At 48.5% G+C, this 14,698-nt stretch carries 11 protein-coding genes and 1 pseudogene; 6 read left to right on the forward strand and 6 right to left on the reverse strand.

Annotated features, from left to right (window positions below; translation table 11 throughout):
• Position 1 precedes the first annotated feature (1 nt).
• The 3 genes and pseudogenes from KKH3_RS22440 to KKH3_RS07265 all read left to right on the forward strand — a co-directional run.
• A pseudogene (locus tag KKH3_RS22440) lies at positions 2-496 on the forward strand (phage tail protein); the annotation flags it as partial.
• A 2,226-nt stretch (positions 497-2,722) separates the two neighbouring features.
• Complete coding sequence (gene ybiB, locus KKH3_RS07260) at positions 2,723-3,691, forward strand: DNA-binding protein YbiB (RefSeq protein WP_039357523.1); 969 nt, start codon at positions 2,723-2,725, stop codon at positions 3,689-3,691.
• An 85-nt stretch (positions 3,692-3,776) separates the two neighbouring features.
• On the forward strand, positions 3,777-5,636 hold the full coding sequence (locus KKH3_RS07265) for a M3 family metallopeptidase (protein ID WP_039357526.1): 1,860 nt from the start codon (positions 3,777-3,779) through the stop codon (positions 5,634-5,636).
• Between the two features lie 59 nt (positions 5,637-5,695).
• On the opposite strand, the gene glnQ is transcribed toward KKH3_RS07265, so the two are convergent.
• The 4 genes from glnQ to dps all read right to left on the reverse strand — a co-directional run bounded on the left by glnQ (position 5,696) and on the right by dps (position 8,742).
• Positions 5,696-6,418 carry a glutamine ABC transporter ATP-binding protein GlnQ gene (glnQ, locus tag KKH3_RS07270; protein ID WP_039357529.1) on the reverse strand — a complete coding sequence of 241 codons (723 nt, stop codon included), beginning with the start codon at positions 6,416-6,418 and terminating at the stop codon, positions 5,696-5,698.
• Positions 6,415-7,074 (reverse strand): glutamine ABC transporter permease GlnP, encoded by a 660-nt coding sequence (gene glnP, locus KKH3_RS07275; protein ID WP_039357532.1) that lies wholly within the window; start codon positions 7,072-7,074, stop codon positions 6,415-6,417. The genes glnQ and glnP overlap by 4 nt, the downstream gene beginning before the upstream one ends.
• Before the next feature lie 26 nt (positions 7,075-7,100).
• Positions 7,101-7,847 carry a glutamine ABC transporter substrate-binding protein GlnH gene (gene glnH / locus KKH3_RS07280; protein WP_039357536.1) on the reverse strand — a complete coding sequence of 249 codons (747 nt, stop codon included), beginning with the start codon at positions 7,845-7,847 and terminating at the stop codon, positions 7,101-7,103.
• 391 nt (positions 7,848-8,238) lie between these two features.
• Complete coding sequence (gene dps / locus KKH3_RS07285) at positions 8,239-8,742, reverse strand: DNA starvation/stationary phase protection protein Dps (RefSeq protein WP_039357541.1); 504 nt, start codon at positions 8,740-8,742, stop codon at positions 8,239-8,241.
• A 342-nt stretch (positions 8,743-9,084) separates the two neighbouring features.
• Between dps and KKH3_RS07290 the strand changes: the two genes are divergently transcribed.
• Positions 9,085-9,636 carry a P-loop NTPase family protein gene (locus KKH3_RS07290; protein ID WP_039357547.1) on the forward strand — a complete coding sequence of 184 codons (552 nt, stop codon included), beginning with the start codon at positions 9,085-9,087 and terminating at the stop codon, positions 9,634-9,636.
• Here the strand turns inward: KKH3_RS07290 and rhtA are convergent.
• Positions 9,624-10,511, reverse strand: coding sequence for a threonine/homoserine exporter RhtA (gene rhtA, locus KKH3_RS07295; RefSeq protein ID WP_039357551.1), 888 nt, complete (start codon positions 10,509-10,511; stop codon positions 9,624-9,626). The genes KKH3_RS07290 and rhtA overlap by 13 nt on opposite strands.
• 376 nt (positions 10,512-10,887) lie before the next feature.
• Between rhtA and ompX the strand changes: the two genes are divergently transcribed.
• Entirely contained in the window at positions 10,888-11,403 is a 516-nt protein-coding gene (gene ompX, locus KKH3_RS07300) for an outer membrane protein OmpX (RefSeq protein WP_039357554.1), read from the forward strand.
• A gap of 285 nt (positions 11,404-11,688) precedes the next feature.
• Positions 11,689-12,858 (forward strand): MFS transporter, encoded by a 1,170-nt coding sequence (locus tag KKH3_RS07305; protein ID WP_039357557.1) that lies wholly within the window; start codon positions 11,689-11,691, stop codon positions 12,856-12,858.
• 43 nt (positions 12,859-12,901) lie between these two features.
• Here the strand turns inward: KKH3_RS07305 and KKH3_RS07310 are convergent, their stop codons facing one another.
• A complete protein-coding gene (locus KKH3_RS07310; RefSeq protein WP_039357559.1) occupies positions 12,902-14,302 on the reverse strand; it encodes an EmmdR/YeeO family multidrug/toxin efflux MATE transporter in 1,401 nt (466 codons plus the stop codon).
• Positions 14,303-14,698: the final 396 nt, after the last annotated feature.

Here is a 14,698-nt window from a genome sequence, read left to right on the forward strand (position 1 = left end):
TATGGCAAATTTGTCAGAGAACCCGCAATGGGTTGACGGCATTTATCAAATCGAAACGTCGGATCCGGTCGTAGGTGGACCGGACGGCGTTTCAAACCGACAGGCTAAAGAACTGGCCAGTCGTACCCGCTATTTGAAAGAGGAGCAGGAAAAAACAGGTAGCGATCTAGCAACACATGTCGCCGCCGCCGATCCACATACGCAATATGCACCAAAGGTGAATCCATCCTTCACTGGCACGCCGAAAGCACCAACGCCAGCTACTGACAGTAATAGCCAGCAGGTTGCAACGACAGCATTTGTTCGTTCTGCTCTAGCGGGATTAGTAGGATCGGCTCCTGCATCACTTGATACATTAAATGAATTAGCAGCAGCACTGAACAATGATCCCAATTTTTCTACCACGGTAATTAATCTATTGTCTGAAAAGTTGTCGGCAGAAAAAAATGGGGAAGATATTCTAGATAAGAATGCATTTGTTAGAAATTTGGGACTAGATTCAGCAAAAAATAATGCGGTGGTTGTAAAGAATATACATGATTTTGGCGCCCGCGATGATTGTGTTGAAGCAAAACAAGCCATTGCAACTAATAACTACAATGCTTTTTTATTAGCAATAAAAAACCGACCTTGTCGTGTTTTTTTTCCATACACAAACACAGGATGTTATAAATTTGATGGTGTATCCGCAGATCTTGACCTTGAAGGCGTAGAGATTGTTGTTGACCCTGGTGTGTATTTTTATACACCGAACGATAACAATCGCAATATTATTCGTCGTCCTGGGGGGAAGATTAATCGGTTCACAAAGATTCAAGTTGATGGTGAGTCTCGATTTGTACACGGAATTGGTCCACATGCGGAACGCCATCCAGCAGAAAAAGAACTGGCAGATTCGGTTAACTCAGGGGAATCACATATTCCTCAGGCATTGAATTTTATAAATGATTCAGCAACAACCTTTAAGCTTAATGGAGTATGGCCTAAAGTAGCACTACTCCCCACGACTGATGAGTTTAGCATCGCGGAAAATAGTACGATTTTTCCTTCTCCAGATGCGACATTCTGGGGAAGTATGTTCCCAGCAGTTGTTGGTGATACAGTACTTGCATCATGTCGAGATGGGGGGAAATATAGCTGTGTTTTCATTGAGACAGTAAATGGATGGGTGTTAGTCAGATACACTCGTGAGACGAGAAGTGTCACCGTCTCACGTAGTAATAATGGGGTATTTTCCGAGACAAATCATATTTGGGATGACGGTATAGTTCCCTCGTATTATTTTGATAACGCGATAATCGGAGGGCATATCATTGGTGAAACATCTGTTGGAATTATTGTTAACGGCACAGTAATACTACGTGTTGATACAGATTCTGCGATCTTGTCTGTTGGTTGGGCGAATGGTTATGGACAGAATAACCTCTGCACCATCTCTGATCCAATAATGATGCGAGGTAAAAAATTACATGGCTTGCCTCTGATTAATATTATCTGTATCGGCGATAGTACAGGCGATCGTAATGTCACTATTTATTCGCAGTTTGACTATGCCATGAAATATTATGCTGGATTGGGCGGAGGGCAGGTTGCAAAATTAACAAACCTTGCATCATCAGGTGATACTTCCTCTCAGCAGGCTCAACGACTATTGGCTACTGACATTAGTGGTTACACGTTTTGCTTGATTCAAGTTGGTATTAATAATATTCAACAGCAAAAGGGAGTGTCGAGTTTTCTAGCTGATATAGAGTCTATGATTGATTATTGTAGACGATTCAAAGTTGAACCTATTGTTGGTATACCAGCCATGTTTTACACTCGTAACGATATAAGAACCGCTGGCATCTCTACCGACCATCTTGGACAGCCAAGTGCAAAATCAGAATTGGGTTCACTTTATCGATTGGGCTTAATACGACTCTGTGCGAATAAAAATGTCATGCTATCGTCAAGTGGAGACTCGAACGGTGTTGTGTCACCACGACTTTTGGGTCTTGAGGGCGTTGATCCTATGATGATGGACAATATTCATCAAACCGCGTTTGGAAGCATGCTGATGGGGATGGCTTGGGCACGTACAATGGCTTCGTATTTTATTAAAAATGGGCGCGAGACAAAGCGTAAAGATAGTTTAATTGGCCCTCGCTCAGCCTCAGTAGCCCGGTTGTCTGCCCGTTATTTCTCGGCGGGTGGTGGGGGGGACGTTCCTCAAACCCCGCTGTATTCGATATCCGATGATGGGAAACTAATTACGTTATCATATTATCTATCGCGTGGTACTGCTGATTGGTCTGGTGATGTAATTGTTGGAAAATTGCCAGCTCGCTTGCGACCAATGACTGATCAACGATTTCTAACACAAGGAACAAATAGTGGGATTATTCCTGTTGGAGGTCTAGTTAGTGTTGTAATTACACGAAATGGAGATATTAGATTACTCGGTGCAACAAATGATTGTTATTTTGTTCCATTTAACATTACTTATTCAATTTGATTAATGTGATGTTTTTATTCATACCTTATTGCATATTTTAATATGTCTCCTATTTTTTATTGATGAGGTGAAGTTATAATCCTCGCTAAAGTCCACTGACATATAGTTAGTGGGCTTTTTTTATGTTTTTTACCAAGATAATGGTAATTAGTTAACATTTATGCAGTATTTTAGTTAAACGTGATATTTTGGTTTAGAAAGATGTATGAGCAATGAGAGGCCAGCATGGATTACACCAAAATTATCAAAGAAGTGGGGCGCGGGAAAAACCATGCGCGTGATGTCGATCAGGCAACGGCTTATGAACTGTATAGCGCAATGCTGCGTGGTGACGTGCCGGATCTGGAACTCGGTGGGCTGCTGATTGCGTTTCGCATCAAAGGCGAATCCGAAGCTGAGATGCTGGGTTTTTATCAGGCAATGAACGAGCATGTGTTGCGCCTGACGCCGCCAGCGGGCTTTCCTATGCCAGTTGTACTTCCTAGCTATAATGGGGCGCGCAAGCAGGCGAACCTGACCCCGCTGTTAGTACTGCTGCTGGCAAAACTGGGTTTTCCGGTTGTGGTACATGGTGTCAGCGAGGATCCAACTCGTGTTACTAGCGCCGAGATTTTGCGTAACCTCGGTGTGACGATTGCAGAGAATGCCGAACAGGCTCAGCGCGAGCTTGATAACGGTAGTCCGGTATTTATCCCTGTTTCGACGTTATGCCCAGCCATCGATCGTCAGTTACAGCTGCGCTGGCGCATGGGCGTGCGCAACAGCAGCCACACGCTGGCTAAGGTGGCAACACCTTTTGGTGAAAGCGAAGCACTACGGGTCGCCAGTGTTTCTCACCCTGAGTATGTTTCCCGCGTGGGGACGTTTTTTAAGGATATCAACGGACGCGCACTTCTGATGCACGGCACGGAAGGCGAGGTTTACGCTAACCCTCAGCGCTGCCCGGAAATTCATTTTATCCATCAGCAAAATACCAACGTGTTGCAACTTCGGCAGGATATCAGCGTTGCAGCCGATGCGTTGCCGATTGCGAAGGATGCCGCAACCACGGCGCGCTGGACGGTACAGTGCCTGACGGGTGAGATTGCCATACCGCAGGCGATCCGTCTGCAATTGGCGTGCTGTTTAGTTGCTGCCGGCGAAGCGGCGACAATGGAACAAGCTGTCGCCACGATTAAGAAACGCCTTGGCTGATTGGTTTGCCGGAGCGCATTCGGACGCGTTTATCGCGCCACTTCACGTAGCCAGACGGCTGTCATTTGAAGAGAGAAGGAATAGCATGCAACAGGTAGCGGACTATTTTAACGCCTTGAATCGCGACTATCTTGCGGTTCATCAGGCGAAAGAAGAACTGTTTTGGCAACTGTATATGGGAACGGGCAACGATGAGGTGTCTGAGCGTTTCTCTGCCGCAGAAAGTGCCTATAAGCGATTTATTTCGCAGCCGCAGCGTCTGGGTGAACTCAGAACCCATCTTGCGACACTGGAAAACTGCCCGCGTGATGAGCAACAGCAGGCACTGTTACACGGTTTGCAAGGCTGGTACCGGTTTTTTGACTGCAATGTGATTGAAGATCCGCAGGCTCAGGCGCTGATGGATGAGATTATTGCGGCTGAAAGTGCGCTATATGCCAAGCGTAAAACCTATGAAATGACGCATCTGGATGCCAAAGGGGAACGTGTTCCTGCCTCGCTCGGGGAGCTGCTGACCAATCAAGCGACTAATGATACGGAAGCCTATCGTCAGAGCTCTCAGGAGGCGCTGCGAGCTTTGGAACAGTGGCTGTTGCAGAATGGCTTTCCTGAGTTGATTTCATTGCGTAACCGCTTCGCCCGTCAGATGGGCTACCGCAACTATTTTGACTATAAGGTCAACAAGACGGAGCGGATGACGCCGGAGCAGCTTTTTGCCATCCTCGATCCTTTTGAAGAACAGACCCGCGAAGCGAATGCTCGCAGCCTGAAAAATCTGGCGGATGAAAAGGGCGAAGAGGCTCTGCAACCGTGGAATATTCGCTATGCCAGCGCGGGCGATGTGACGCGCCAGCTCGATCCCTACTTCCCTTTCTCTGCGTCGCTGGAGCGTTGGGTCAACAGCTTTAAGCGTTTGCGCATTGGGTTTAATGGTGCAGAAATGCAGCTCGATTTGCTGGTGCGAAAGGGTAAATACGAGAACGGCTTTATGCACGGGCCGGTGCCGCCGTTTGTACAGGAAGGAAAATGGGTATCGGCACGGATTAACTTCACCAGTCTGGCAAAACCGGATCAAATTGGCAGCGGATCGAGCGGTATCAATACATTATTTCATGAGGGAGGACACGCCGCGCATTTTGCCAATATCCGGCAGAACGCGCCCTGTTTTTCACAGGAGTTTCCTCCCACCTCAATGGCATATGCGGAAACACAGTCCATGTTCTGCGATAGTCTGCTGGGCGACGCCGACTGGTTAAAACGCTATGCAAAAAATGCGCAGGGAGAGACGATTCCTGATGAATTGATTCGCGCGGATATCAGTACGCAGCAGCCGATGCGCGCTTTCAATGAGCGACACATCTTGCTGGTGCCGTATTTTGAGTGGCAACTTTATTCGTGGGACGACGAAGCGCGCACGCCGGAAGCGATGACAAAATTGGCACGTGACATCGAGCAGCGTATTTTGGGCATCAGCGGCAGCCCGCGTCCGACGCTGGCGATCCCTCATCTGCTGTCGATGGAGTCGGCGTGCTCTTATCAGGGATACCTGCTGGCACTGATGGCGGTGGAGCAGACGCGTAGCTACTTCCTGCAACGTGATGGTTATCTGACGGATAATCCCGCTATTGGCCCTGATTTGGCACAACACTATTGGCATCCGGGCAATAGCGTCAGTCATGACGATACGCTGCGCAGCCTGACCGGTGAGGGCTTCAATCCAGCTTATCTGGCAAAGGCCTGCAATCTAACGGTCGATGAAGCCTGGCAACAGGCGGAAATCACCATGGCGGAGGCTGCGGTGCGTCCTCAGCCTGCTGCGGATTTCGATCTGGGCGCTCACATTCGTGTGGTCGATGGCAGTCGCGTGCTGGCGGATAATGAACAGAGTGATGAGAAGATGTGTCAGGATTTTGCGGCGTTTATTGAACGGGAATATCCGCGTTAGCAGGAACAACGTTTGTTAACGCTATTGTAAGAGTAAGGGGGCGAAAGCCCCCTTGTTGATCAAGATACGTGTTGCAGGAACTCACGCAGACGGTCGCTGGGTGGATTCGTAATCAGCGTTTCCGGGTCGCCATCTTCTGCAATGCGGCCTTTATCAATAAAGATCAGACGTGAAGCCACTTTGTGGGCAAAGCCTACCTCATGGGTGACGATGACCATCGTCATGCCTTCTTCGGCCAGATCTTTCATTACGGTCAGCACTTCATGACGCAGTTCTGGGTCAAGTGCGGAGGTCGGCTCATCAAACAGCATCAGTTTCGGTTTAACCGCTAACGCGCGGGCGATGGCGACACGCTGCTGTTGACCACCCGAAAGCTCGGAAGGGTAGTGGTGAGCACGTTCTGACAGACCTACCTTCGCCAGCAGTTCCAGCGCCAGCTTCTCGGCATCGGCCTTACTCGCACCGCGCACCCGAATAGGGCCGAACGCGACGTTTTCCAGCGCGGTAAGATGCGGGAACAGATAAAACTGCTGGAATACCATCCCTGCTTCCTGACGGATTAAACGCTCGTCAACGCGCGGATCGTTTACTTTGAGACCGTCAACAATCAATTCACCGCTGGTAATGTCTTCCAGCTTATTGATGCAGCGCAGCAGGGTGGATTTCCCCGAGCCAGAAGGCCCGATAATAACCACTACCTCACCCTGGCCGATGGTGAGATCGATATTATGTAAGACCTGTGTCTTGCCAAAGTGTTTGGATACGTTTTTAAATTCAATCATATAATCTTAAGTCTTCTTTCCAGACGACGCAGAATAAAGCTGAGGATCAGCGTGATGCACAGGTAAATAACGGCAACCGCAGTCCAGATTTCCAGCGCACGGAAGTTACCCGCGATGATTTCTTGCCCGGAACGCGTCAATTCAGCCACACCGATGACAATAAACAGCGAGGTATCTTTGATGCTGATAATCCACTGGTTACCCAACGGCGGCAGCATGCGGCGCAGAGCCAGCGGGGCAATCACATGGCGTAGCGTCGCGCGACGGGACAGCCCAAGCGCCAGACCCGCTTCGCGGAAGCCGTTGTGAATGGACAATACCGAACCACGCGTAATTTCCGCGATGTAAGCACCGGAGTTAATCATGATGGTCACCACGGCGGCGGCAAAAGGGTCAATCCGCACGGACGTGAAAATCATCGGCAAAGCGAAGTAGATAAACATCACCTGCACAACAATCGGGGTACCGCGAATAATTTCAATAAAAACGAGCGAAATGCGGCTGGAAAACCAGCCGCCGTAGGCGCGGGCAAAACCCGCGACCACGCCAATCACCAGGCCACCAAGCAGACCCAGAACAGAAATCAACAACGTCATTTTTGCCCCTTCCATCAGGAGGGGCAGAGAAGGCCAAATGGCGCTCCAATCAAACTGCATGGAATATCTCCAGATTAAATCGGCAATTACTTAGGTTCTACGCCAAACCACTTCTTGTAGATTTCAGCATAAGTGCCGTTTTCACGCAGTGTTTTCAGGGCACCATTCACTTTTTCACGCAGATCGTTGCTGCCTTTCGGGAACGCGATGCCGTATTGCTGGGCTTTAATGGAATCACCTACCGCTTTAAACTGGCCGTTGCCTGCGGTTTTGATGAAATAGAGGATATTTGGCGTGTCGTGCAGCACGGCGTCAGCACGGTTGGTGCCCAGTTCCATGTAGGCGTTATCGATGTTCGGGAACTGGCGCAGATCTTTGGTTTTGATATTGGCTTTTGCGTAATCAACGGAACCTGTGCCGCTCTTCACCGCAAGCACTTTACCCGCCAAATCCTGCTCGCCTTTGATGTCGTTGTTGTCTGCTTTGACCATCACCAGCAGGCCGCTGTTGTAGTAGCCATCAGAGAAATCGATTGCTTTTTTGCGCTCTTCGGTAATCGTAATACCTGCAAGCGCCAGATCGATGTTACGCGTTTGCAGTGCAGGAATAATGCCGCCGAAGTCCATTGGCTTCAAGGTGTACTTCAGGTTGAGTTGTTTAGCGATGGCATCCCAGAGGTCGATGTCAAAACCGACGTACTTGTCGCCTTGTTTGAATTCAAAAGGGACGAAAGCGGTGTCTGTGGCGACAATCAGTTCTTTCTCAGCAGCATAGCTAGATACGCTCATCATCAGCGTCAGTGCAGCCAAAGAGGCCTTAAGTAGTGATTTCATCAAACCCTTCCTATTAGCAGTTGTGGGAGCTTTTTGTTTTACAGGCGTTTTAATCATAGTACATCGTACGAAGTGAAACGTAGGTCAGTGACTCTGCATTGTGCTTAACCTGTTGCTTTTATTCATTGCCCTGCCAGCGGTGAAATTTTCACCTCCGATTCGCTCAGGCAAGGCGTTGTTATGATTAACTGATTTACAGAAGGGAAACAACCGTTGATTACCGTTGTGGCCAATTAATACGGGCAAAAGCTAATTTTTTGAGCGTCTTAATGGATAAAATGCGTAGTTTGTGCGGATGAAGTTAGGACGTCGGGTGGTTTGAGCCGTGGGGACGGGCGACAAAAAGGCTGCCTAAGCAGCCTTGGAAGCGTTTGTGTGACGATAACGCCGATTATTCAATGTTTGATTCAATGAACCACAAGAACTGATCCAGATCGCGTGATGCGGCAGTCAGGATATCCGCAGAGGCCTCATCTTCCGTTTTACCAATTGCTTTGCGTACGTTATTGGCGACAATAGCATAACGTTCTGCCAGCGCCTTCAGGTGATCCTGAACATTATGGATGTTGGTTGGGTAGCTTTTCAGGGAGGTTTGTTTCCCCACAATTTGCACCGTACCCAGCGCAACACCACCTAACTGCACCACGCGCTCGGCGATGGTATCCTGATGGTCAATAATCGAGGTGCGGAAGCCATCCAGCATTTCATGAACGGCGATAAAGTTTGCACCGCGCATGTTCCAGTGCGCCTGTTTGGTAATCAATGACAGGTCGATGAAATCAACAACCAGTTGGTTTAACAGCGCGATCGTCGAGGTCTTAACGCTATCATCCAAATCATTGCGAGTGTAAAGCAGTGCGGACGGTGCTGATTTCACGAGTTTGGCGGTAGACATAATAGTTATCCTCTCTTTAATTATTCATAGGCTTACTGTTCAATGTGATTAATTATAGCAGTGATAAAAATTAATATTGAAAAGAATCACCTATTAAATGGATAGTTAGAGCATAACGATAGTGTGGGTATTTGTAGTCAGGATTTATCTGATATCAATAATCTGGTGGCGGTGATGTGAATGTAATATTTCAACTACCATTGAAATATCATGTCATATATTGATGAATATCATCATCGGTTAGATGGGAATAATTATTATTCTCCGCTATTGCTTAAATAGAATAACAGCGTCGTTTTCCTCTTAAAATATAATGTGCGCGAGTAAAAGGAGTCGTGGCGAATGAGAGTGAATATTATTGGCACCAGTGGAAGCGGTAAATCTACGCTCGCTCGCCGTTTGTCTGAAAAGCTGGCTATTCCGTACATTGAAATGGATGCATTATTTTGGCTGAAGAACTGGCAAGAACGGACGGATGCCGATTTTTTTCAACGGCTTGAAAGTGCGCTGGAGCCTGAAAGCTGGGTATTGGATGGCAACTACAATCGAACGCGAGATATCAAATGGCGCAATGTTGATGTCGTGATTTGGGTTGACTATTGTTTCACCCGCACGCTTTTTCAGGCGGTGCGGCGTGCGTATCTTCGGGCGTGGCACAAAGAGGAACTCTGGAGCGGCACGGGTAATAAAGAGTCTTTTCTCCGTAGTTTCTTTAGTCGGGATTCAATTATCCTCTGGACAATGAAAACCTATTCAAGAAACCGGAAACGGTATTTGGCGGATTTAGCCGATCCTCGCTATCACCATATCCGTTTTGTGACTTTGCGTTCTCCTAGGGAATGTGACACGTTTCTGCAACACTTCCCCAAGGAAATACGCACTCATTCTGCTTGAGTCGTCACTTTGGTCGCACTCGCGGGTTTTATTGTCAACGTTGCGCCGATTGACGCGATGATAATAAAGATAAGCGCCATCCACTGCATGAACGATAAATGTTCGCCAAGAAACAGGATCCCGGAGAGGGCGGCAATAGCGGGTTCCATACTCATTAGCGTGCTGAACGTTCTGGCAGGCAGACGCGTTAATGCCACCATTTCCAGAGAATAGGGTAGTGCGGTGGACAGGATAGCGACGGCAATGCCGAGTGGGAGTATTGAGAGCGAAAACAGCGTGCTTTCGGCGTAATATGCCCCAACAGGGCAGAAGATGAGCGCAGCAATACAGGAGCCGATAGCGACGGTTCCCGGCCCATGATTTGCTCCCGCCTTTTGCCCAAACAGAATATAGAACGCCCAGCAAGCACCTGCACCCACGGCGCAAGCGGCACCTGTCAAGTCAACATTGCCGATATTGTGGCCCAGCGGTAGTAAGAACCACAGGCCAGCAACGGCCAGAAAAACCCATAAAAAATCAATTGGTCTGCGCGAGGCCAGCATGGCAACGGCAAGCGGGCCGGTGAACTCCAGTGCGACAGCAATACCGAGCGGCACTGTCTGCAACGAGAGGTAGAACAGAAAGTTCATCCCACCCAACGTAATACCATACACCAGTAGTGGCAGACGGTTACTGCTAAAGCGCATACGCCACGGCTTGAAGATGATGCACAGAATGATCGTACCAATTCCCAGACGCAGTGCTGTGACGCCAGTGGCTCCAATGAGTGGAAACAAACTTTTGGCCAGAGCGGCACCGCTTTGGATAGAAAGCATCGAGATAATGATGAGCAATACTGGGACGAATGATGACGAACGGTGAGAGAATAAGGTCATTCTTTTGGCCTTAAAGCAGGTATAGCATTCCGTTGCTATTATATCCAATTGTAAACAATTTGTCTGGTATGAATTGACTTTTATTGACCTTTATTTACGCATCATTTAACTGATTTATTTTTGAACAATACTATTAGCGTACAAATTGAGCGGGTGATTCGGAATTTTCTGCATTTCCGCCTTGTTGTGAATTTATTTTTAATCTAACTGTCACAATAAAAAACTCAATGTAATTAGTGTGATAGATTGGGTTTGACAATATTTGTTACATCTAAAGTCTAATTGATAAATATTTATAGGGCGGCAAGTTTCAAACTTCTTTGTTATATTTACTGCGTTAGTTAGTCTTTCATAAAATGAATTTGAGGCTGTAAATATGAAAAAAATCGCGTGTCTTTCAGCTCTGGCTTGTGTATTAGCCGTTGGCGCAGGTTCTGCATTCGCAGGTCAAAGTACTGTCACTGCAGGCTATGCTCAAGGTGATGCTCAGGGCGTACAAAATAAAGTTAAAGGTTTTAACCTGAAATATCGTTATGAGCAAGATAATAACCCACTGGGCGTTATTAGCTCATTCACCTACCTGGAAAAAAATGGTAGCGCTGACGGTTTCTACAACAAAGGCCAATACATGGGCTTTACCGCTGGTCCTGCTTACCGTTTGAATGACTGGGCAAGCCTGTACGGCGTTGTTGGTTTCAGCCATGGTAAAGTAGTCAGCAACAACACCAATGGTCAGGATAATGCTAGCAACGACGATTACGGTTTCACCTACGGTGCTGGTGTTCAGTTCAACCCAGTTGAGGACGTTGCTCTGGATGTAGGCTACGAACAAAGCCGTATCCGCAGTGTTGACGTCGGTGCCTGGGCTGTTGGCGTAGGCTACCGTTTCTAATCTGACCCTGTAGGGGTTACTTACCCTCAGCGTTGGTTGTTAGATGTGTCGGAAAAATCCGCTCTTTCAGAGCGGATTTTTTTATGGTGCAAAATCAACGACGAGTTTCGCCAATCATTTATCCAGTAACTTTCCAGTCGGTCGATATCCCGTCGTTCTTGCCAGCCTTGATCAAATGCATGCGGTATCGGTCTGTCATAAGATTTTATCTTGACGTTAAGATTCTTTATGTGAAGATAATGTTCATCAAGTCGTAGTGATTTACTCAAGCTATTGAGGTTATGCATGGTAGTGACATCAACGGCCCGCACGCGGGCTTTTCTGTTCTTCACGATTATCCTGTTGGGGCTGAATTTGCGCCCTGTTCTGGCGGGGATCGGTCCGCTGTTGAATCAGATTCAGGCTGCAACAGGTCTGGATGACAGCATGGCGGGGATGTTAACCACGCTCCCGGTGTTCGCTATGGGATGGTGTGCGTTATATGGCGGTCAGTTACAGGCCCGTCTCGGTGAATTCCGGGGGATCACGCTGGGCATTGTAGTGATTGCCCTGGCGTGTAGCGCCCGCTGGTGGCTGAATAGCGGTATTGCGCTGCTGGTTAGTGCTGCGCTTGCCGGAATCGGGATTGCCTTGATTCAGGCTCTGGTGCCGTCTTTTATCAAACTTCATTTTGGTCGCCATAGCAGTCTCCTCATGGGTTTTTATACCACGGCAATTATGACTGGTGCTGCGTTTGCGGCTTCATCGGTTTCTCCGCTGGCAAATGTGTGGGGCTGGCAAAGTGCGCTGGCATGTTGGGGAATGCTTGCGTTGATCGCCACGCTAGCCTGGCGGTGTATCCCTAAAGCGTATACCGCGAAACAGGATACGGTGGCTGTCGTCGCAACGCGCCGAAGCGGAATGGACTGGCTGCTGATGGTGTTCTTTGGCATTGGTACGGGTGCGTATACGCTGGTGCTGGCATGGCTGCCGCCGTATTACATTCAACTGGGGCTAGATGCGACGCAAAGCGGCCTGATGTTGGGGGGATTAACGCTGACGGAAGTGATTTCCGGCCTGCTGGTGTCAACGTTTATCAATCATTTTCCCGATAGACGCAAGCTGCTGCTTCCTATCCTGGTCGTAATGCTGGTGGGGATGATTGGATTGATTGTTGCACCGCTGACATTTACGTATCCCATCATTATCATGCTGGGGATTGGCATTGGTGCGCTGTTCCCGCTTTCGCTGATTGTGGCGTTGGATCAGGTGACCGAATCACATAAAACGGGGTCACTGATGGGTTTTGTGCAAGGCGGTGGCTATATCCTTGCCAGCCTGATGCCTTTGCTGGCTGGTTTTATACGTCAGCATACGGCGGGTCTGGAGCAGGCCTGGATGATTATGACCGCCGGTGTAGTCGTGTTGATTATCATGGCGACCCGTTTTGCTCCGGTGAAAAGCCCGAATCGCTAGCCGTTTGTTGTGTCATAAGCGAGCGGAATATCGCTCGCTATCATTAATTTGTCGGTGGACGATAGCGCCATAGCCAGCGGCCGCTCATCAGGCGACGGTAATAGAAGAACCCGCGAACAATCCAGTCAAAGAACATCCCCATCCACACGCCGATCACGCCAAAACCGAGCATCACGCCGAGGATATATCCCGCGATGACGCGACATCCCCACATCCCCGCCATTGCCACCCACATGGTGTAGCTGGCGTCTTTCGCGCCTTTCAACCCGGCGGGAAGTACCCAGGATGCGGCCCAGATTGGCATAAATAGCGCGTTGAGCCACAGGAGATGTTTTGCCACTTCAATAACTTCCGGCTCATTAGTATAAAACGATGCCAAAAAGCTGGCGCTGGGAACCGACAGTACGGCCAGTACGCACAGCCCAATATTGGACAGCCAGAAGATGAACTTCAACTGGCGGGTAGACTGCATGATCTGGCCTTTCCCTAGCCGTGTGCCAACGATAATCGTGGCGGCGGCACCAAGTGAATTACCGGGAAGGTTGATTAACGTTGAGATGGAGAAAGCAATAAAGTTTCCGGCAATGACCTCGGTTCCCATATCTGCCACAAAACGCTGTGTGATGAGCTTGCCGATGTTAAACATCACAGATTCAATACTGGCGGGAATACCGATACTGAGCACTTCATAGAGGATCGTCAGGGTAAAAGGCGCAAAGTAAGACTTGAAAGGAATACGCAGCGCACCGTTAAAACCGTGCATCAGCGTCAGAATCACGAATACCGCGCCGATATAGCGCGAAATGGTAATACCAATGCCCGCGCCAACAAAGCCAAGGCCATCCCAGGAAAATGCACCGTAAATCAGCAGGCTACTGATGGCAATATTGAGAATGTTCATCCCAATATTGATGACCATCGGCAACTTGGTGTTGCCCGCCCCCCGTAACGCGCCACAGCCTACCAGCGCGATGGCGACCGCCGGATATCCCCACACTGTCCAGCGAAGGAACGTGAGGGCAAGGGCTTTAACCTGTATGTCGGCCTGTCCTGCGATCAGATCGATAATCGCTGAACCTGCGAATTCAACCAGCGCGACCAACAGAAATGATGACAGAACCAGTAATGACATCGATTGACGAGCGGCAGATCGCGCCTGCTTTCTGTTGCGCTGTCCCAGACTGAAAGCAACAACAACGGCGGTTCCTAATGCGACGGCGGTAAAGAACGCGATGATGACCATATTGAAGCTATCGGCCAGACCGACGGCTGCCATGGCTTCTTTCCCCAGCCAACTGACCAGGAAGGTGCTGAAAACCCCCATCAACACGACGCAAAGCCCTTCAATAAAGATCGGGAAGGCGAGCGGTGAGATTTCTCTCCAGAAGAGAACGCGGTTGGAGTAACGCTTTTTATACCAGTCTGTATCTTTTAATTTTTTCATGAAACGATCTTGGCGGTATCTCAAGTTTCCCAGTCAGCACGGTAAACGGAGCCACAAGGTGGCTCGTAAATAGCATTATTTTTGCACGGTACTTATTTCATACAGTGACTTATCCATACCGTTACTGATCCATTTTGTGCGATCGCGGCAGCATGGCTGTTTTTTAAAATAGCGTTTCTATTTACAGAGTATCAGTCGCTAAATTGATGTCCAGTCTGGATTGCTTTCCCAGCGTGGAAAGTTGTTGCGTGTGCGTATTATTTAATTTAGATTTTACTTTATTAGATTTATCTAAATTAATGGTGAGCCGCAGATAATCAGCGATATCACCTTCCTTGCTGACTGAATGTCACGTTGAATGATGCATTATGACGGGATTCAGCGGCGCAAAAAGAG

The sequence above is a fragment of the Pectobacterium actinidiae genome, from assembly GCF_000803315.1.
In the GTDB taxonomy this organism is placed as follows: domain Bacteria; phylum Pseudomonadota; class Gammaproteobacteria; order Enterobacterales; family Enterobacteriaceae; genus Pectobacterium; species Pectobacterium actinidiae.